Origin of the sequence: Streptomyces sp. NPDC005722 (genome assembly GCF_040630935.1) — a bacterium.
GTDB lineage: Bacteria > Actinomycetota > Actinomycetes > Streptomycetales > Streptomycetaceae > Actinacidiphila.
Map to the genome: position 1 here is coordinate 120,576 of NZ_JBEXYN010000005.1, position 19,716 is coordinate 140,291.

Here is a 19,716-nt window from a genome sequence, read left to right on the forward strand (position 1 = left end):
GGCCCGTCCCCGGACCGGTCCCCGCCTCCCCGGGAAGGCGTGGCGGTGCGCTCAGCCGGCCAGGTAGGAGCGGATCTGGCCGAGGGTGCCGGTGTCGCTGAGGAACCCGATGTGGGTCGTGCACGCCACCAGGTGGTTGTTCGCGCCGCTCAGCGGGGTGCTGGTGTACGGGATGATGATCCCGTCGCACGGCGAGTACCAGGTCGCGTAGACCGTGCTGCCCGGCGTCTCGTCACCGCTGCTGATGGTGCGGACGAAGGACGAGCCCGGGAGCATCTCGACGCAGGAAGCGTAGATCACGCAGGCCGAGGCGTAGGTGGTGCCGTGGTTCGCACCCGCGACCGAGGCGACCCGGCGGACGGACGAGGTGCCGCCGAGCTGCGTGAGGTACCACTGGGTGACCAGGCCGCCCATCGAGTGGTTGACGATGTCGACCTTGGTCGCGCCGGTGCGGGCCAGCACCTGGCGCACGTAGCCCGCCAGTCCCGCGGCGCTGGTCTTGTTCGACTGGGCCCAGTTGTACTCGTACGCGAAGAGCTCGCTGCGGCTGTAGCCGCCGGCCACGAAGACCGACTCCGCGTAGTCCCAGTTGCTCGCGCTGCCGGTGTAGCCGTGCACGAAGACCACCGGGGTGTGGGTGGCGGCGTTCGCGGTACCCGGCGCCACGAAGGTGCCGAGGCCGACGGCGGCCGCCACGGTGAGCAGGATCGCCCATATTCGTCGCATCTGAACTCCTTGTCGTGGGGGTCGACAGGAGTCTGCGAGCGGTACGCGGGTGACGGACCGGTGGAATCACCAGTGTCGTTCCTGTCATGGACGGAACATGACGCACGACCCTTCCCTCCCGTTGGGCGCCAGCAGACACTGGCGTCATGGAGGCCGGACGGAGCGAACCCGCCGCGTGGCCGCCGGCGCTGCACGGCCGGGACCGCGAACGCGCCCTCCTGGACGCCCTGTCGGCCCGGGCCCGGCAGGGCGGGGGACGGGCGCTGCTGCTGCTCGGCGCACCGGGCACCGGACGCACCTCGCTGCTCGCGGCCGCGGCGCACGACGCGGCGGCGGCCGGCGGGACCGTGCTGCGCACCGACGGCGTACGGGCCGAGGCGCGGGTCCCGCTCGCGGGACTGCACCGCACCCTCCTGCCGCTCGCCCCGCGCCTACGGGCCCTGCCCGGACCGCACGGCGCGGCCCTGGCCGAGGTCCTCGCCGGACGGCGGCCCGCCGGGGGCGAACTCGCCCTGGGCGCCGCGCTGTCCGGCCTCGTCGCCGAACTCGCCCACCCGGCATCGCTGTTGTGGTGCGTGGACGACGCGCACCGGCTGGACCCCGCGACGCTGCGCGCGCTCGGCATGGCGGCGCGCCGCCTCGACGGCCTCCCGGCCGCCGTGCTGTTCGCCGCCGACGACGGCTGCCCCGCCGCCTCCGTGCTGGAGGGCCTGGACGTACTGCGCCTGGGGCCACTGCCGCCGGACGCCGCGCGCCGCACGCTCACCGAGCGCTTCCCCGGGATGCCGCCGCACGGTGCGGACGCGGTCGCGGTGCTCGACCTGGCCGCGGGCAACCCGCTGGCCCTGGTCGAACTCGCCGCGGCGGCCCTGGAGGAGCGGCTGCCGGAACCGCCCGCGCTGCCCGAGGGGAGCCGGCTGCGCGAACGGCACCGGGAACGCTTCCGGGCGCTCACCCCCGGCGCCCGGGCCGTGGTGGCGCTGCTGCTCTGCGGCGGGCCGCTGGCCGTACCGGTGCTGGAGTCCGCGGCCCGCCGCGGCGGGCCGGGCGGCGGCGTCGAGGAGGCCCTGGCCTGCGGGCTGGTCGACCTGCGCGACGGGACGGCGACCGTGCCGGGGCGGCTGCTGCGCGCCTCGCTGGCCGGACTGCTCTCCCCCGCCGACCGGCTGGCCGCGCACGGGACGCTCGCCTCGGTGCTGGACCCCCCGGCCGCCCTGCTGTTCCGGGCGCTCCACCGGCTCGGCCGCTCGGCGGACCCGGCGCCGGGGACGGAACGGGAACTGGAGGACGCCGCGGGCGCCGTCCGCCGCTCCGCCGGCCACGCCGCGGCGGCCGCCGCGTGGGAGCGGGGCGCCGAGGCGGCCGCCCGCCCGCACACCCGGGTCCGCTGGCTGGTCGCGGCCGCCGCCGACGCACAGGCCGCCGGGGACACCCGGCGGGCGCGCGGCCTGCTGCGCCGGGCCGGGGCACAGGGCGGCCCGGCACCCGGCGGGGCGCCGGGCGCGCTGGTCCGGGGCGAGATCGAACTGCGCGACGGGGTGCCCGCCGTGGCCTGCCGCGATCTGGCCGCCGCGGCCGCACGTTTCCCCGCCGGACTGCGCGCACCGGCCGTACGGGCCCTGATGCTGGCCGGCGAAGCGGGCTGCGTGGCGGGCGACTTCGCCGCCTTCTTCGCCCTCGCCGACCGCGCCGACGCGCTGCGCCGCAGCGACGACCCGCCGGAACAGCGGCTGGTCTTCGACCACTTCGCGGGCCTCGCGGCGACCTTCCGGGGCCGGCACGACCGCGCGCAGTGGGCGCTGCGCCGGGTGGTCCGGCTCGCCGAGACGCTGACGGACCCCGAGTCCGCGATCTGGGCCGCCCAGGCCGCGTACACCCTGGGGGACGCACCGAGGGCGCACGCCCTGGCGACCTCGGCCGTGCACCGGGCGCGGCGGCAGGGGGCGGGGGCGCTGGTCCCGGCGGCCCTGGTCTACGAGGCGCTGTGCGCGCTGGCGCTCGACCGGTACCCCGCGGCCGGGGCCGCCGCCGAGGAGGGACTGCGGCTCGCGGCGGCGACCGGACAGCGCAACCTCGCCGTCGACCACCTCGCGGTGCTGGCGCTGCTCGCGGCGCTGCAGGGCGACAGCGCCACCGCCGGGCTGCGGATGGCGGCCGCCGAACGCGCCGTCGCCGTACGGGGACTGGGCCGTCCCGGGGCGTTCAACTGCTGGGTGTCCGCCTGCGCGGACCTCGCCGCGGACCGGCCCGCCGACGCGCTCTCCCGCTTCGCCCGGATGCGCGGCGGCGCGGGCCAGGTGAACCTGGCGGTCCGGGGGATGGCCGCGCCCCACTTCGTCGAGGCGGCGGTGCGCTGCGGTCAGCGGGCGAAGGCGGCGGGGGCGCTGCGCGCGTACGAGAAGTGGGCGGCGGCGAGCCGCAGCAGCGTACGGCTGGCGCTGGCGCACCGCTGCCACGGGCTGCTGGCGGAGGACGACGCGAGCGCCGTGGACCACTTCCGGGAGGCGGTGCGGCTGCACCAGGACGACGGCACCGTCCTGGAACTGGCCAAGACGGAACTGTTCTACGCCTCCCGGCTGCGGCGCACCCGCCGGCCCGGCGAGGCCCGCGGCCTGCTGCGGGAGGCGGTGGCGGTGTTCCGGCAGTTCGACGCCCGTCCCTGGGCGGAACGGGCCGCGGCCGAACTGCGCGCCGCCGGGGACCGGGTGGGCCCGGTGGACCGGGAGCCCGGTGGCCGACGGGAGCTGACGGCGCAGCAGACGAGGATCTCCGAGCTGGTGGCGCAGGGCGCCACGAACCGCGAGATCGCCGGCCTGCTGCTGCTCAGCACACGGACGGTCGAGTACCACCTGCGGAACATCTTCAGCCGGCTCGGGGTGCGCTCACGCGTCGAACTGGCGTCGCTGTTCCGCTGAGTCGGGACGGAGGCGCCGGACACGGGCGCGCGACGGCCGCCGGACGGCCGGCGACCGCCGGCGTCCTGTGCCGGTGGGGGTGGTGGGGCGCGCCGGTCAGGCGACCGCGAACCACACCACGGCGGCGATCACGACGACGGCCGCGATGACGCCGACGATCAGCCCGGTCTTGTTGCCGCCCGAGGCCTGGACCTGGGCGGGCTCCTCGTCGACGAAGGCGCGGAACATCTGGGTGTTGCCGGCCGGGTCGTAGTTGTTGTTGTCAGGGGTAGTCATGGGGCAGGACCCTAGCGAAGTCCCACGGCGAGGGTCACCCCCGGTCCGCCGTTGACGAGGGGAACAGCCGGGGAATACCGCTCGTCCCCGCCGCGTCCAAGACCACATGGCACTCATCGGCAACTCCGATCTCGACGTCTTCCCTCTCTGCCTCGGCGGCAACGTCTTCGGCTGGACCGCGGACGAGGCGACCTCGTTCGAGGTCCTGGACGCCTACGCGGAGGCGGGCGGAAACTTCGTCGACACCGCGGACGTCTACTCGGCGTGGGTCCCCGGCCACACCGGAGGGGAGTCCGAGACCGTGATCGGCTCCTGGCTCGCCAAGCGCGGCCGCCGCGACGACGTCGTCGTCGCGACCAAGGTCGGCTCCCACCCCGACTTCAAGGGCCTCAAGGCCGGCACGGTCAAGGCCGCCGCGGAGGAGTCGCTGCGCCGGCTGGGCACCGACCGGATCGACCTCTACTACACGCACTACGACGACCCCGAGACCCCGGTCGAGGAGATCGTCACCGCCCTGGACGCGCTGGTCCGCGAGGGCAAGGTCCGCCACGTCGCGGCCTCCAACATCACCCCCGAGCGGCTGGCGGCCTCGCTGGAGTTCGCCGAGCGCGAGGGCCTGACGAAGTACGTGGCACTGCAGCAGCACTACAACCTGGTGGAGCGGGAGCAGTACGAGGGCGGCGCGGTCCCGCTGCGCGAGGTCGTCGAGGCGCACGGCCTCGCCTCCGTGCCCTACTTCGGTCTGGCGCGGGGCTTCCTCACCGGCAAGTACCGGCCCGGCGTCACGGTGGACAGCGCCCGGGCGGCAGGTGCGGGCGCCTACCTGGACTCCGAGCGCGGACTGCGGGTGCTGGCCGCACTGGACGAGGTCGCGGCGGCGCACGGCACGGAGCCGGCGAGCGTCGCGCTGGCCTGGCTCCGGTCCCGGCCGACCGTCGTGGCGCCGATCGCCAGCGCCCGTACGCCGCAGCAGCTCACCGCGCTGCTCGCCTCCGTGCCCCTGGAGCTGACCCCGGCGGAGCTGCAGCGGCTCACGGACGCATCCGCCTGACCTGCGACTCCCGTCCCACGGCCCGCCTCCTTGACCGGAGGCGGGCCGTTCCTTTTGGAGGTTTTTACCCGAAAGAATTTGCCTGCAGCAACCAACGTTTCCTAAGGTTGCTTGAGGCAACCAACAAGGGTCGGAGGCGAGGCGCCATGGCGACGCAGGAGCAGTTCGCGGAACTCGCGAGCCAGCTGCGCGCGATCCCGGTGGTCGCCCGCGAACTCAGCCGGGCCTGTCCCCCGGAGTGCCCGCCGTCGTCACTCGGCGTGCTCTCGGTGATCAGCCGCCACGGCGAGACGCGGATGAGCCGGCTGGCCGAGCTGCTGGAGGTCGACATGTCCGTCACCAGCAGACACGTGGCCCACCTCGCCGAGCGCGGCTGGATCGACCGGCTGCCCGACCCCCACGACAAGCGGTCACGGTTGCTGCGCCTGACCCCCGGCGGCGCGGACATGCTGCGCGCCGCCCAGGACCGGGTCGCCGAGGCGCTGGCCCACCACATGCGGGACTGGCCGGACGAGGACGTCAGCGAGTTCTCCCGGCTGCTGGACCGGCTGCGCAGGGACTTCGCGGCCGACTGCCGCCCCCGTACGCATTCCACGACGTGAAGAGGATGACGATGGCAACAACCGCATCACCGGCCGGTGTGCGGGGGACCGACGCCCACGCAGGACACGCGGCCCCCATGTCGCACCGGCAGATCATGGAGGCCCTGACCGGCCTGATACTCGGCTTGTTCGTGGCGATCCTGTCGTCCACGATCGTCTCCAACGCCCTGCCGAAGATCATCTCCGATCTGCACGGCGGACAGAGCGCCTACACCTGGGTCGTCACCGCCGCACTGCTCTCCACCACCGCCACGACCCCGCTGTGGGGCAAGCTCTCGGACCTGTTCAGCAAGAAGCTGCTGGTCCAGCTGGCGCTGGTGATCTACGTGGTGGGCTCGCTGGTCGCGGGCCTGTCGCAGAACGCCGGGATGCTCATCGCCTGCCGCGTCGTCCAGGGCATCGGCGCCGGCGGCCTGACCGCGCTGACCCAGGTCATCATGGCCGCGATGATCTCCCCGCGCGAGCGCGGCCGCTACAGCGGCTACCTCGGCGCGGCCTTCGCCCTCGGCACCGTCGGCGGCCCACTGCTCGGCGGCGTCATCGTCGACACCGACTGGCTCGGCTGGCGCTGGTGCTTCTACGTCGGCGTGCCCTTCGCGGTCCTCGCGCTGATCGTGCTGCAGAAGACCCTGCACCTGCCGGTCGTCAAGCGCCGGGTCAAGGTCGACTGGGCCGGTGCCTTCTTCGTCACCGCCGCCGTCAGCCTGCTGCTGGTCTGGGTCACCTTCGCCGGCGACAAGTACGACTGGATCTCCTGGCAGACCTACGCGATGGTCGCGGGCGCGCTGCTGCTGGTCCTGGTCTTCGTCCTGGTCGAGTCCCGGGCGAACGAGCCGATCATGCCGCTGCGGCTGTTCCGCAACAAGACCATCAGCCTGACCTCGGTCGCCTCGCTCTTCGTCGGCACCGCGATGTTCGGCGCCACTGTCTTCCTCAGCCAGTACTTCCAACTGGCCCGCGGCGAGTCGCCGACCATGTCCGGCGTCATGACCATCCCGCTGATCGCCGGTCTGTTCGTCTCCTCCACCGCCTCCGGGCTCATCATCACCCGCACCGGGCGCTGGAAGGCGTTCCTGGTCTCCGGCGGCGTGCTGCTCACCGGCGGCCTCGCCCTGCTGGGCTCCCTGCGCGCCGACACCACGTACTGGCACCTGGCGCTCTTCATGGCGCTGCTGGGCCTCGGCGTCGGCATGATGATGCAGAACCTGGTCCTCGCCGTGCAGAACCAGGTGGGCGCGGCCGACCTCGGTGCCGCCAGTTCCGTCGTCACCTTCTTCCGCACGCTCGGCGGCGCGATCGGCGTCTCCGCGCTGGGCGCGGTGCTCGGCAACCGCGTGACCCACTACGTCAAGGACGGCCTGACCGCGCTGGGCGTGAAGTCCACCGGCCAGTCCGACGGCGCCATCCCGGACCTCGCCACGCTGCCCGCGCCGATCCGCCACGTCGTGGAGGCCGCGTACGGGCACGGCGCCGGGGACGTCTTCCTGGTCGCGGCCCCGGTGGCGTTCCTCGCGCTGCTGCTGGTGCTCTTCATCAAGGAGGTGCCGCTGAAGACCGCGAGCGGTCTGCAGCAGGCCGCCGGTGTCACCGGCGACGCCGAGCAGACCCCGGTCGTACCGGCCCAGGCCTCCGCCGTCCAGGCCGTCGCCGCGACGGCCGCCGAGGTGGCCGCCGTGACCGCGCCCGTGACACCCCCGCCGGCCGAGGGCACCACGATCCACGGCCAGGTGCGCAACTCCGACGGCACGGGCGTCGAGCGGGCGACCCTCACCCTGATCTCGCTCACCGGCCGGCAGCTCGGCCGCGCCTCGACCCGCGCGGACGGCGGCTACGAGCTGACGGCGCCCGGCGCCGGCTCGTACGTGCTCATCGCCGCCGCCGACGGCCACCAGCCGCAGGCGTCGACCGTGGTGGCCGGCGAGGAACCCCTCCCGTACGACGTGGTCCTGGCCGGCACCAGCGGGCTCACCGGCACGGTCGTCGCCGAGACGACCGGCATCCCCGTCGCGGGTGCCATGGTCGTGGTGACCGACGTCCGCGGCGAGGTCCTGGCCAGCGGCGGCACGGGAGCCGACGGCGCCTTCGGCTTCGAGGACCTGCCCGCCGGCGACTTCACCCTGGCCGTCAACGCCGCCGGCTACCGGCCGGCCGCGCTGCCGGTCGAGGTGGCGGGCAACGGGCCCACCCACGTCGAGGTCCCGCTCCGCCCCGGAGCGCGCCTGCAGGGCTCCGTGTTCGGCGGCGCCGCGCGGACGCCGCTCCCGGAGGCCCGCGTCACGCTGATCGACGCGGCCGGGAACGTGGTGGCGACCGCCACCACCGGCACCGACGGGGCGTACGCCTTCGGCGACCTGGACGCCGGCGAGTACTCGCTGGTCGCGAGCGGCTACCCGCCGGTCGCCACCCAGGTCACCGTCGGCAACGGCGCCGCGGCCGGCCACGAGGACGGCTTCGACGTCCAGCTGAACCACCCCGAGGGGTGAACCACCGGCCGGTCCCTGCGCCGCGGAGACGCACGGACCGGCGGACGGGGGAAAGCGGGTCCGGTCCTGACGGCCGGGCAGGGGACGGCCGTGGCCGTCAGGACCGGACCCGGCCGGGGGAATCCACCGAAGGCGAGCGAGGGACATGGACACGACGGCAGGAGCCGGGCTGCGCGGGCGGATCCGGACGAAGGACGGTTGGGCGGTACCGCACGCGGTCGTCACCGTCACCGACATGACCGGGCAGCAGATCGCGCGGGAGGCCGCGGACGCCGAGGGCGCCGTGCGCACCGCGGCGCTGGCCCCCGGGGCGTACACCGTGATCGTGACCGCCGTGGGCTACCGCCCGGCCGCCGCGACGGCACTGGTGACCGCCTCCGGCTCGGCCGACCTGGGGAACCTGCTGCTGGCCCGTGCGGGCGGCCTCGAACTGCCGCCGCCCGGGCCGTGGACGATCGACCCGGCGCACTCCGAGGTGGGCGCGGTCGCCCAGCACCTGGGCCTGTCCAGCGTGCACGGCCGCTTCACGGCCTTCGCCGGCCGGATCGACGTCGCGGAGCAGCCGCTCGCGTCGTCCGTCGAGGCGGTGATCGACGCCGCGTCGATCGACACGGGCAACGGCACCCGTGACGAGCACCTGCGCTCCGCCGACTTCCTCCACGTCACCGAGCACCCGACCGTCACCTACCGCAGCACCTCGCTGGAGCCGGCCGCCGGCGACCGGTGGACCGTCCACGGCGAGCTGACGATGCGCGGGATCACCCGTCCCGTCGACCTGGACCTCGCCTACCTGGGCACCGGACCGGACCCCTGGGGCGGCGTGCGCGCCGCCTTCCGCGCGACGGCCGAACTGCGCCGCGAGGACTTCGCGATGAACTGGAACCAGGTCGTCCGGGCCGGCATCGCCACGATGGGGACGACGCTGAGGATCACCCTCGACATGCAGGCGGTCCAGGGGACGGCCCTCCCCGCCGGGTGACCGCGGGCCGCATAGGCTGCCGTCCATGGCTGCCAACATCGCGACCAACACCGACGTCGAGCTCGACCAGTTGCTGGAGTTCGTACGACCGCGCCACCGCGCCCTGCTGCTGACCACCCGCGCCGACGGCCGCCCCCAGGGCTCCCCCGTCACCTGCGGGGTCGACGACGCGGGGCGCCTGGTCGTCTCCACCTACCCCGAGCGGGCCAAGGCCCGCAACGCACGCCGGGACACGCGGGTCTCGGTGATCGTCCTGTCGGACGACTGGGACGGCCCCTGGGTGCAGGTCGACGGCACCGCCGAGGTCATCGACACCCCCGACTCGGTCGAGCCGCTCGTGGAGTACTACCGCAACATCGCGGGCGAGCACCCGAACTGGGACGAGTACCGCGCCGCCATGGTCCGGCAGGGCAAGTCCCTGGTGCGCGTGACCCCCGAGCGCTGGGGCCCGATCGCCACGGGCGGCTTCCCGGCACGGCTGGCGCCGTAACCGTAGGGGGGCGTGCGGGCGCCGTGGTACCGGTGGGTCCCTCGGCTGTCGCGCCGTCTCGCGCCCTTCGGGCGCACAGCGGCTGGCTGCGGATGGGAGGGTGGGGGGCCGGGGCTTGTCGGCGGTGTGCGGGTCGGGGGTGGCTGGGGTTCAGGCGCCGGAGCGGGGTCGGTTGTTCGTCTGGCTCGGGTCTCGTTGCCGTCCGCGGGTATAGATGGCCGGTTGCCACGCCTACTCCCGGTGGTGGGCGCGCCCGCCGTAACCCGCGACTGCGGATATTTCGGGGTGCTGCCCGGGCGGTCGGCGGGAGATCGGGCCCGCTTTCGACGGTATATCCGGCGGAACAGAGCCCGATCTTCGCGCGGACGGAGACCGGGCTCGCTTTCAGCGGTATTGCCGTCGGAAGAGGGCCCGATCTTCGGATCCGCCGAGATCCGGCCTGCTTTCGCTGTCACAGCCGTTGGAAGAGGGCCCGATGTCGGATCGGGGAATTACCCGCAGACGCCGGTTACGGCGGGCGCGCCACCCACGAACGGTGGGCGTGGTCACCGGCCATCTATACCCGCGGACGGCAACGAGACCCGAGCCGGACGAACAACCAGCCCCGCTCCGGCGCCTGAACCCCAACCGACCACCGGGCCGCACACTGCAAACAAGGCGGACCCCCACCCTCCCATCCGCAGCCGGCATCTTTGCGCCCGCAGGGCGCGAGACGCCGGGAAAGCCGACCGACCAGCCCGCCAGCCCACCCACGCACCCCCGGGCCTACGCCGCCTCGCCCGGTTTGATCAGGTAGCCGGCGCCGCGCCGGGTGTGGATCATCGGTGTGCGGCCCGCGTCGATCTTCTTGCGCAGGTAGGAGATGTACAGCTCGACGACGTTGGCCTGGCCACCGAAGTCGTAGGACCAGACGCGGTCGAGGATCTGCGCCTTGCTCAGCACCCGGCGCGGATTGCGCATCAGGTACCGCAGCAGTTCGAACTCGGTGGCCGTGAGGTGGATGCCCTGGCCGTCGCGGCTGACCTCGTGGCTGTCCTCGTTGAGCACGAGGTCGCCCACGACCAGCAGCGAGTCCTGGCGCACGGCGGCCGCCCCGGCCCGGCGCAGCAGCCCGCGCAGCCGGGCCACGACCTCCTCCAGGCTGAACGGCTTGGTGACGTAGTCGTCGCCGCCCGCGGTGAGTCCCGCGATGCGGTCCTCGACGGCGTCCTTGGCGGTGAGGAACAGCACCGGCACGTCGGGCAGTTCGCGGCGCAGCCGGGCCAGCACCTCCAGCCCGTCCATGTCGGGGAGCATCATGTCGAGGACCACGGCGTCCGGGCGCTGCTCGCGCGCGGTGCGCAGCGCGTCGGAGCCGGTGCCCTCGGTGCGGACGACCCAGCCCTCGTACCGCAGGGCCATGGAGAGCAGGTCGGCGAGGGCGTTCTCGTCGTCCACGACGAGTACCCGGACGGGTGAGCCGTCGGGACGCGTGAAACCGACGGCGGGGGAAGGGGACGCGGTCATGACCGCATCCTGTGAGCCGCCCCTGAGAAGACCCTTTCCGCCGTCTGTGATTTCCCTGAGAATCGCCGGCCGCGGCCCCACCCCGCGGGACGGCCCGGCGCCCGGACGCGCCGCCGGGCGGGGAATGCCCGGGCCGCGGACCCCGTTTTGGTACGAAGGACGACATTCCATCGGCTTCACACGGACTTCGTGGCGGGAGAAGACCCATGAGCGACAGCCGGACGCCGGCGATCGGACGCTACGGCCTGTGGAACGGCGGCCTGCGCGACCCCCACCCGGCCCGCGCGGCCGAACTCGCCGAGACCGCGGCCGAACTCGAGGAACTGGGGTACGGGGCGCTGTGGCTCGGCGGCAGCAGCGGCGTCGAGCACGCGGCCCCCCTGATCGCGGCCACCTCCTCGATCACCGTCGCGACCGGCATCCTCAGCATCTGGCAGTACGGCGCCGAGGACACCGCCGCCCGCCAGGCCACGCTGGAGGCCGCCCACCCCGGGCGGTTCCTGCTGGGCCTGGGCGTCAGCCACGCCCGCCTCGCCGCGCAGTACAAGCGCCCCTACGCGGCGATGACCCGCTACCTCGACGAACTGGACGCCGCCGGCGCACCGGCCGCGAACCGGGTGCTCGCCGCGCTGGGCCCGAGGATGCTGGAGCTCGCCCGCGACCGCTCGGCGGGCGCCCACCCGTACCTGGGCACCGTCGAGCACACCGCGCAGGCGCGCGCCACGCTGGGCGAAGGGCCGCTGCTGGCCCCGGAGTTCACCGTCGTCCTGGAGACCGACCCGGCCCGGGCCCGGGAGACCGCCCGGGAGATGCTGGCGTTCTACCTGACGCTCCCCAACTACACGGGCAACTGGCTGCGGCTGGGCTTCGGCGAGGAGGACCTCGCCGGCGGGGGCAGCGACCGGCTGGTCGACGCGCTCTTCGGCTGGGGCGACGAGGAACGGGTGCGGCGGCGGATCGACGCCCACCTGGACGCGGGCGCCGACCACGTCGCCGTCCAGGTGCTGGTCCCGGGCGGGGGCGGGTCCGGGCTGCCGCGCGAGCAGTGGCGCCGGCTGGCCGCCGTGCTCCGGCCCGGCGATCACTGAAGGTCGGCTGGGGATCAGTAGGGGGCAGCCCGCCGAACAGGAACGGAACCCTCCGCTCAAAGGCGTTCAGCGCCCGGCCCCGCCGCGGGGCCGGGCGTATGTTCGGCCCCATGGACAGCGGTACCGTCCCCCGCACCGTCCCGGTCGACCGCATGGCGTCCGGCGACCACGCCTGCCTCGGCTTCCAGGACGAGGACGACCGCTGGGAGATCCGCGCCGCCTTCACCGCGATCGGCCTGGCCCGCGGCGAACGCGTCCTGCTCTCCACCGGCCCCGGGACGTCCCCGGCCGAAGCCGTCGGCCGCCTCACCGCCCACGGGGTGGGCGCCGCCGAGGCGGTGTGCCACAACGCGCTCGTCATCACCCCCGAGGTCCCCGGCTACGACGCCGCCGGGGCCTGGGCCGCACTGACGAACACCGCACACCGGCAGGGCTTCTCCGGGCTCCGCGTCGCCGGCGACATGTCCTGGGCGCTGGGTCCCGGCCTCGACCGCGACCGCCTGCTCGGCCACGAGACCGCCATGACCGCGATCCTCGCGGGCCTCGGTCTCACCGCCATCTGCGAGTACGACCAGCGGCGCTTCGCCGCCCCGCTCCTCGACCGGCTCCGGGCCGCCCACCCGGTCTGCGTACGCCCGCGCCAGGACCCCCTGCGCGCGGAGCGCTCCGGGGGCACCCTCGCCCTGCGCGGCGACGCCGACCTCGCCACCCGCAACGACTTCGAACTGGCCGTCCGTCACGCCTTCTCGGCGCCCGGCGGACCGCCGTCCCGGGTCGACCTCACCCGGCTCTCCTTCATCGACGCCCGCTGCGCGGTCGTCCTGATCCGCCACGTGGCGTCCCTCGGCCCCGCCGACCGCGTCACCATCCGCTGCCCGCGACTGCACGCGCGCACCCTGCGGCTGTGCGGCGCGACCGAGGTCCCCCAGCTCCTCCTCGAGGAGACCCGGGCCTGAGCCCCCGGCCCTGCGTCAGGCCTGCTGGGCCGCCCAGAACTCGTCCCACGAGATCTTGCCGTCGCCATTGGCGTCGACGGCCCTGATCACGCTCTGCGCCACCGTCTCGGTCACGTTGAAGTCCCCGAGCTGCGCCATCACGCTCTTGTACTCGTTCGCCGTGATGAGCCCGTCCCCGTCGACATCGAATCGCGTGAACGCCTTCTTGGCCGCCTCGATGTCCGCCATCGCGACCACCCCTCCTTGTGTGAACCCGGTCCTGACTGCGCACACCCTAGCCGCCGCGGCACCCCCCAGAACGGGCGGGCGGACCCATCTACGCCATCACAACGCCAGAGGCCCCCGGGTGATCCCGGGGGCCTCTGGCATGCTGTGCACTCGGCAGGATTCGAACCTGCAACCTTCTGATCCGTAGTCAGATGCTCTATCCGTTGAGCTACGAGTGCTTGTGCTTCCCGGCGTTTTCTTGCCGGTCGGCGTTGCGGGAACAACATTACATGACCCGCGCCGTGAGGTGAAATCCATTAGCCACACCCGTTCTGACCTGCGGAAACAAGCCAACGGCGGCCCAGCAGGGGTCCCGGGAACGGCAGAAGCCCCGGCCGGTTGGCCGGGGCTTCCGTGGAGCGGAGGCGGAGGGATTTGAACCCTCGATGGACGGTAAAGCCCAAACCGCATTAGCAGTGCGGCGCCATAGACCGGACTAGGCGACGCCTCCTGGTGCGCCCGCGCGAGCGGGTGTGTGCAGATGATGGCACAGCCCACCGGGCTGGGACCAATCGCTGACCAGATTACTAGGCCGCGTGCGGCCAGGGCAAAGGCGTTGCGGCGGGCGCCGGGGCGACGCGCCCACGATCGGGTGGATTGGCGGGCGCGGGCGGCGGCGGGGAGGTAGGGACGGAGCATGCGATTGGCTCGTGTGCCCATGACCGCCGCGCTCGCGCTCGGCCTGCCACTGACGGTGGCCGCACCGGCCCTGGCCTGCCCTCCGGGGCCGCCGGGTGGGCCGCCCGACGTGCTGCGGGTGACCGTGGACGACGGGGGCGGCCACGTGACGGAGTACGACCTGCGCTGCGGCCCCGCCGGCGGGACCCACCCCGAGGCGTCGGAGGCGTGCGCCCACCTGGAGCGGCTGGGTGGTCCCGTGGGGCCCTCACCCGCGGGCACGATGTGCACGATGATCTACAGCGGCCCGCAGCGCGCGACCGTACGCGGCAGCTGGCGCGGCCGGCCCGTGGACGCCCGCTACGACCGCAGCAACGGCTGCGAGACGGCCCGCTGGCGGCGGATGGCCCCCGTGCTGCCCGCACCCCCGGTCCACGACGGGCCCGCCGGCCGGGGTGCGTGACCTGCGAGGGTGACCGACACCACATCCGCACGGCCCGGCCACGAACGCTACTCACGCGTACGGGACATGGGCATCCGGAGCCTCGCCGCCAACCTCTGCCCGTACACTCGCTCTAGTGACATGCCCCCCGGTCGGCGGCAAGATGGGCCACCACCGGTGGATGCCCCCTTCGCGGGTGGTGGCGCGGCAGCAAGTGCGGTTTTCAGGGAGGACGCGTCTCGTGAGCAGCAGGCCATCCCGAGGCGCTGCTCGCCTCGCGGCAATACTCGACGCGCTGCCCGACGCCCTGCTGCTGGTGAACGCCAACGGGACCGTCGTCAACGCCAATTCCATCGCCCTGGAGACCTTCGAGTCGCCGGGCACCGCCCTCGTGGGCCGCGGGCTGCTCGACCTCCTGCCGTCGTTCGACGCGCGTCGCATCCCCGGTTCGATGCGCCGCCCCGACGACGACGAGGGCCGTACCAAGCCGACCCGGATGGTCGCGCGGCGGACCGACGGCAGTGAAATTCCGGTGGAGGTCACGAGCGCGAACCTCGACGACGCCCGCACACCCTTCGCCGAGACCTACAGCTACACCGGCGACGAGCTGCTGATGCTGGTCGTCCGGGACCTGACCGGGACGCTGGACACCGAGGCCGAACTCGCCCGCCAGCAGCGCCAGACCGAGATGATCCTGCGCGCCGCCAGCGAGGGCGTGATCGGCGTCGACACCGACGGCAAGATCGTCCTGGTCAACCCCGCGGCCGCGCAGATCCTGGGCTTCCGGGCCACCGACCTCGGCGGTCAGGAGCTGCACCCGCTGGTGCACCACTCCCGTCCGGACGGCACCCCGCTGCCCGTCGAGGAGACGCCGCTGTCCGAGACGCTGCGCTCCGGGCTGAAGCACCGGGTCCGCGGCCAGGTGCTGTGGCGCAAGGACGGGCGTTCGGTGCCGGTCGACCTGATCACGGCGCCGGTGCGGGAGGGCGACCAGCTGGTCGGCGCGGTGATGACCTTCACCGACCGCACGCGCTTCGACGCGCTCGCGGCGCGCAACGCGCAACTGCAGTCGCTGCTCGGCGACGCCCTGCGCGGGCCGCTGGACGAACTGCGGGCCGAGCTCGCCGGGCTGGCCAACGACCCGGCCGGGCAGCTGTGGCCGGAGGCCAACCAGATCCTGCACCACCTCACCGCGGGCTACGCGCGGATCACCACGCTCATCGACAGCGTGCTCTCCTTCCAGCGGCTCGACCGGGGCGAGGAGAAGCTGCAGCGCGAGACGACCTCGATGGACAAGGTCGTGGCGTCCGGTGTCGAGGCGGCCGTCGAGCTGATCGGTCCCGGGCGGGCCCAGTACGCGGTGCACGCCCCGCCGATAGAGGCGACCGTGGACCCGGAGCGGATGTCGCAGGCGCTGTCCCACCTGATCGCGGACGTGGCGGGCGTCGACGCGGCCGGCAACGTGCCGGTCGTGGTCGGCGGCGTCGACTCCACGATCGTGGTGGCGGCGGCGCAGCGCGGCGACTCCGTCCGCATCGAGGTGCGCGGCCCGCACGCGGGTGACAACCCGGTGCACGTGCCGCTCGCGCGCGGCATCGTCGAGAAGCACGGCGGTGTGCTCCAGACGCACGAGGTGCCCGGGCAGGGCAGCGCCTACGTGATGGAGGTGCCGGTCGGCAAGGGTGGGACGAAGACGGCGGTCAAGGAGGCCCGGCGGGAGTCGGAGACGACCGTGATGCCGGTGCCGGCCGAGCCGGTGCGCGGCACCGCCCCCGCGGCCCTGCCGCCGGCGCCCCTGGCCGTCCCGGTCCCGCAGCCGGCCCGGCCGGCCACGCCGGTGGCGACCCCGGCGCCGGCGCCCGGTGCCGCGCTCGCGCTGCCCGCCGCGCCCACCACCGACGCCCCGACCCCCACCGGACGGCGCCGTGCCCTGCGCCGTCCCGAGGAACCGCAGTCCCAGGCGCAACCCCAGGCACAGCCCGCGCTCCCGCCGGCTCCGGCCGATGCGGAGGAGCAGCCCACCGGCCGCCGGGCCCGCCGTGCCACCCCGCAGGAGCCGCAGCCCGGGTTGCTGCCCGCGCTGCCGGAGGCACCCGCGCCGGAGCAGGGCGCACCGGGCAACGGCCGCCGCGCGCGCCGGGCCGCCGTCGCGGAGGCACCGGCCCCGCCGGAGCTGCCCGCGCTGCCGCCCGCCCCGTCGGCCCCCTCCGTCCCCGCCACGCCGGCGCCCGAGTGGCCGGAGGCCCAGGGGTCGGCCCGCCGTCCGCGCGGCATCGTCGAGAGCACCCCGCGCCCGTCGGCGATCGTCGACCCGCGGCGGCTCCCGCCGCCCACCCCCGCGGCACGGCCGGAACCCCTGGCCCTCGAGCCGCCGATGATCCCCGAGCAGACGCAGCGCAGCCCGGAACCGCAGCCCGTCGCGCAGCCTCAACCCGTCGCCCCGCCGCAGCCCATGGTCCCGCCCCAGGCACTGGCGCCTGCCCCGGCCCCCGCGCCGCCGCAGGCACAGCCCCAGGCGCAGGCCGCGCAGAACGGCGGCGGCGGCGGTACGCACGGCCGGGCCATCAGCGTGCGGACCCTCGGCCAGGGCGTCGCCTTCGCCCAGCAGATCAACGAGCAGATCGCGCAGCCGTCCAGCGGCTCAGGGCGGCGCCGCAAGCTGGCCACCCCCGCGGAGCCCGAGCCGGCGCAGACCGCAACCCCCGGGACGCCCATCGCGCCCGCCGCGCCCGCCGTCGTCAACGGCACGGAGACCCCCGGCCGGGCGTACGCCATAGGCGCCCCCACGGAGGACACCGAGGGCCCCGAGCCGCTCGACGGCCCCAACGGCGCCGTCGACGTCACGGAGGAGAACGCCCAGGAGCCCGGGGCCGTCCTGGACGAGCCGCGCAGGCTGCTGGTCTGGCCCGAGCCGGACGTCGCCACCCGCCAGGCGCTCACCGACCGCGGCTACCGCCCGGTCATCGTCCGCTCCCGCGAGGAGGTCGACGCGCAGGTCGCCGATCCGCCCGCCGCGCTCTTCGTGGACCCGCTCACCGGACCCATCACCCGGACCGCCCTGCAGTCGCTCCGTCAGGCGGCGGCGCAGGCCGAGGTGCCGGTGCTCGTCACGGCCGGCCTCGGGCAGGCGACGCGGGAGGCCGCGTACGGGGCCGACCCCGCCGTGCTCCTCAAGGCCCTGGCGCCGCGGGACAGCGAGCAGCACCCGCCGCGGGTGCTGCTGATCGAGGCCCACGCGCCGATCGCCCAGGCCTTCGCCGCGACGCTGGAGCGGCGCGGGATGCACGTCGCGCACGCCCAGTCCGAGGCGGACGCGATGACGCTGGCCGCGCAGGTGCACCCGAACCTCGTGGTGATGGACCTGATGCTCATCCGCCGCAGGCGGCAGGGGATCGTCGACTGGCTGCGGTCGAACGGCCGGCTGGAGCGCACGCCGATGGTCGTCTACACGGCGGGCGACATCAACCCGGCCGAGCTGCCGCGGCTGGCGTCCGGCGAGACGGTGCTCTTCCTCGCGGAGCGCTCCACCAGCGCGGACGTCCAGGGACGCATCGTCGACATGCTCGGCAAGATCGGCTCCTGAGGGCCCTCCGCACGACGTGCGCCGGGCCCCGGGGGCGCGTCCCCCGGGGCCCGGCGCACGCGTGCCGTGCCGTCAGACGAGCTTGGTGACCTCCAGCTCCCCCTCCGCGTACTGGCGCCGGATCACCTTCTTGTCGAACTTGCCGACCGAGGTCTTCGGCACCGCCGGGATGACCGCCCAGCGCTCGGGCAGCTGCCAGCGCGCGATGCTCTCGCCGAGGAAGGTCCGCAGCTCCTCGTAGCCGACCGTGCTGCCGTCCTTGAGGACGACCGTGGCGAGCGGCCGTTCGCCCCAGCGGTCGTCGGGCACGGCCACGACCGCGGCCTCGGCGACGGCCGGGTGGGCCATGATGGCGTTCTCCAGCTCGACGGACGAGATCCACTCGCCGCCGGACTTGATGACGTCCTTGGCGCGGTCGGTCAGCGTCAGGTAGCCGTCGTGGGTGATGGTGCCGACGTCCCCGGTGCGCAGCCAGCCGTCGGGGCTGAACTTGTCCTCGGGGCGCAGCGGTTCGGCGTCGGCGCCGCCGTAGTAGGCCGCGGCGATCCACGCGCCGCGGACCTCCAGTTCGCCCGCGGACGCACCGTCCCAGGGCAGCACCTCGCCGGCGGGGCCGACCAGGCGGGCCTCCACGGAGGCGGGGAAGCGGCCCTGGGTGATCCGGTACGGCCACTCCTCCTCCTCGGTGAGGCCGGCCGGCGGGTGGGCCATGGTGCCCAGCGGGGAGGTCTCGGTCATGCCCCACGCGTGCAGGAGGCGGACGCCGAGCTTGTCGTACGCCTCCATCAGGGAGGGCGGGCAGGCGGAGCCGCCGATGGTGACGTGGCGCATGCTGCCGATGTCCCGCGGATTGGCGGCGAGTTCGGCGAGCAGGCCCTGCCAGATGGTGGGGACGGCCGCGGCGTGCGTGGGGCGCTCGGCCTCGATCATCGCGGCGAGCGGGCCGGGCTGCAGGAAGCGGTCCGGCATCAGCATGTTGATGCCGGTCATGAAGGTGGCGTGCGGCAGGCCCCAGGCGTTGACGTGGAACTGGGGCACGACGACCAGGGTGGTGTCGGAGTCGGTCAGGCCCATCGACTCGGCCATGTTGACCTGCAGGGAGTGCAGGTAGATGGAACGGTGCGAGAACAGCACGCCCTTGGGGTCGCCGGTGGTGCCCGAGGTGTAACACATGGCGGCCGCGGAACGCTCGTCCAGCTCGGGCCAGTCGTAGCTCTCGGGGCGGCCCTCGATGAGGGACTCGTAGGTGTGCAGCGTGGGGCGGCAGCCCTCCAGCGGCGAGGTGTCGCCGGGGCCGACGACGACCACGTGCTCGACCGTCTCCATTGCGGGCAGCAGCGGTGCGAGCAGCGGGATCAGGGTGCCGTTGACCAGGACCACGCGGTCGGCGGCGTGGTTGGCGATGAAGACCAACTGCTCGGCGGGAAGCCGGAGGTTGAGCGTGTGGAGGACGGCCCCCATGGAGGGGATCGCGAAGTACGCCTCGACGTGCTCCGCGTTGTTCCACATCAGCGTGGCGACGCGGTCGTCGCGCTCGACGCCGAGTCCGTCGCGCAGCGCGTGCGCGAGGCGGGCGGCGCGCGCCCCGATCTCGGCGAACGACCGGCGGTGCGGCTCGCCTTCGCCGGTCCAGGTCGTGACCTGCGACCGGCCGTGCACCGTCGAGCCGTGGGTCAGGATCCGGGACACCAGCAGGGGAACGTCCTGCATTGTGCTCAGCACCGGTCGCCTCCT

The 19,716-nt window shown here is 74.3% G+C and carries 15 protein-coding genes and 2 tRNA genes; 10 read left to right on the forward strand and 7 right to left on the reverse strand.

Annotated elements, in window-relative coordinates; all coding sequences use genetic code 11:
• Nucleotides 1–51: 51 nt before the first annotated feature.
• Complete coding sequence (locus ABZ479_RS08300; RefSeq protein WP_500460690.1) at nucleotides 52–726, reverse strand: esterase/lipase family protein; 675 nt, start codon at nucleotides 724–726, stop codon at nucleotides 52–54.
• A 146-nt stretch (nucleotides 727–872) separates the two neighbouring features.
• On the opposite strand from ABZ479_RS08300, the gene ABZ479_RS08305 reads away from it, so the two are divergent.
• Nucleotides 873–3,641 carry a helix-turn-helix transcriptional regulator gene (locus tag ABZ479_RS08305; protein ID WP_500460692.1) on the forward strand — a complete coding sequence of 923 codons (2,769 nt, stop codon included), beginning with the start codon at nucleotides 873–875 and terminating at the stop codon, nucleotides 3,639–3,641.
• A 96-nt stretch (nucleotides 3,642–3,737) separates the two neighbouring features.
• On the opposite strand, the gene ABZ479_RS08310 is transcribed toward ABZ479_RS08305, so the two are convergent.
• On the reverse strand, nucleotides 3,738–3,917 hold the full coding sequence (locus ABZ479_RS08310; protein WP_499604821.1) for a hypothetical protein: 180 nt from the start codon (nucleotides 3,915–3,917) through the stop codon (nucleotides 3,738–3,740).
• A 106-nt stretch (nucleotides 3,918–4,023) separates the two neighbouring features.
• Here ABZ479_RS08310 and ABZ479_RS08315 point away from each other — a divergent pair, with 106 nt between their 5' ends.
• From ABZ479_RS08315 to ABZ479_RS08335, 5 genes are all read left to right on the forward strand, one after another.
• Nucleotides 4,024–4,968 (forward strand): aldo/keto reductase, encoded by a 945-nt coding sequence (locus tag ABZ479_RS08315; protein ID WP_500460694.1) that lies wholly within the window; start codon nucleotides 4,024–4,026, stop codon nucleotides 4,966–4,968.
• 146 nt (nucleotides 4,969–5,114) lie between these two features.
• Entirely contained in the window at nucleotides 5,115–5,570 is a 456-nt protein-coding gene (locus tag ABZ479_RS08320) for a MarR family winged helix-turn-helix transcriptional regulator (RefSeq protein WP_500460695.1), read from the forward strand.
• A 77-nt stretch (nucleotides 5,571–5,647) separates the two neighbouring features.
• Entirely contained in the window at nucleotides 5,648–8,053 is a 2,406-nt protein-coding gene (locus ABZ479_RS08325) for an MFS transporter (protein ID WP_500460697.1), read from the forward strand.
• Nucleotides 8,054–8,198: 145 nt separating this feature from the next.
• Nucleotides 8,199–9,032, forward strand: a complete 834-nt coding sequence (locus ABZ479_RS08330) for a YceI family protein (protein WP_500460698.1) — start codon at nucleotides 8,199–8,201, stop codon at nucleotides 9,030–9,032.
• 25 nt (nucleotides 9,033–9,057) lie between these two features.
• Complete coding sequence (locus ABZ479_RS08335) at nucleotides 9,058–9,522, forward strand: PPOX class F420-dependent oxidoreductase (RefSeq protein WP_499604814.1); 465 nt, start codon at nucleotides 9,058–9,060, stop codon at nucleotides 9,520–9,522.
• A gap of 765 nt (nucleotides 9,523–10,287) precedes the next feature.
• On the opposite strand, the gene ABZ479_RS08340 is transcribed toward ABZ479_RS08335, so the two are convergent.
• Nucleotides 10,288–11,028 carry a response regulator transcription factor gene (locus tag ABZ479_RS08340; protein ID WP_500460699.1) on the reverse strand — a complete coding sequence of 247 codons (741 nt, stop codon included), beginning with the start codon at nucleotides 11,026–11,028 and terminating at the stop codon, nucleotides 10,288–10,290.
• A 206-nt stretch (nucleotides 11,029–11,234) separates the two neighbouring features.
• On the opposite strand from ABZ479_RS08340, the gene ABZ479_RS08345 reads away from it, so the two are divergent.
• Nucleotides 11,235–12,116 carry an LLM class F420-dependent oxidoreductase gene (locus ABZ479_RS08345; protein ID WP_500460701.1) on the forward strand — a complete coding sequence of 294 codons (882 nt, stop codon included), beginning with the start codon at nucleotides 11,235–11,237 and terminating at the stop codon, nucleotides 12,114–12,116.
• 110 nt (nucleotides 12,117–12,226) lie between these two features.
• Nucleotides 12,227–13,072, forward strand: coding sequence for an MEDS domain-containing protein (locus tag ABZ479_RS08350; protein ID WP_500460703.1), 846 nt, complete (start codon nucleotides 12,227–12,229; stop codon nucleotides 13,070–13,072).
• Nucleotides 13,073–13,087: 15 nt separating this feature from the next.
• Here the strand turns inward: ABZ479_RS08350 and ABZ479_RS08355 are convergent, their stop codons facing one another.
• The 3 genes from ABZ479_RS08355 to ABZ479_RS08365 all read right to left on the reverse strand — a co-directional run bounded on the left by ABZ479_RS08355 (nucleotide 13,088) and on the right by ABZ479_RS08365 (nucleotide 13,790).
• Nucleotides 13,088–13,300 carry an EF-hand domain-containing protein gene (locus tag ABZ479_RS08355; RefSeq protein ID WP_499604807.1) on the reverse strand — a complete coding sequence of 71 codons (213 nt, stop codon included), beginning with the start codon at nucleotides 13,298–13,300 and terminating at the stop codon, nucleotides 13,088–13,090.
• Between the two features lie 145 nt (nucleotides 13,301–13,445).
• Nucleotides 13,446–13,518 (reverse strand) — tRNA-Arg (locus ABZ479_RS08360).
• A 181-nt stretch (nucleotides 13,519–13,699) separates the two neighbouring features.
• Nucleotides 13,700–13,790: transfer RNA gene (locus ABZ479_RS08365), tRNA-Ser, on the reverse strand.
• A gap of 186 nt (nucleotides 13,791–13,976) precedes the next feature.
• On the opposite strand from ABZ479_RS08365, the gene ABZ479_RS08370 reads away from it, so the two are divergent.
• Both ABZ479_RS08370 and ABZ479_RS08375 read left to right on the forward strand, forming a co-directional pair.
• Nucleotides 13,977–14,420 (forward strand): SSI family serine proteinase inhibitor, encoded by a 444-nt coding sequence (locus tag ABZ479_RS08370; protein WP_500460705.1) that lies wholly within the window; start codon nucleotides 13,977–13,979, stop codon nucleotides 14,418–14,420.
• A 220-nt stretch (nucleotides 14,421–14,640) separates the two neighbouring features.
• Complete coding sequence (locus tag ABZ479_RS08375) at nucleotides 14,641–17,982, forward strand: hybrid sensor histidine kinase/response regulator (protein WP_500460706.1); 3,342 nt, start codon at nucleotides 14,641–14,643, stop codon at nucleotides 17,980–17,982.
• A 72-nt stretch (nucleotides 17,983–18,054) separates the two neighbouring features.
• Here the strand turns inward: ABZ479_RS08375 and ABZ479_RS08380 are convergent, their stop codons facing one another.
• Nucleotides 18,055–19,704, reverse strand: coding sequence for a long-chain fatty acid--CoA ligase (locus ABZ479_RS08380; protein ID WP_500460707.1), 1,650 nt, complete (start codon nucleotides 19,702–19,704; stop codon nucleotides 18,055–18,057).
• Between the last annotated feature and the right edge of the window lie 12 nt (nucleotides 19,705–19,716).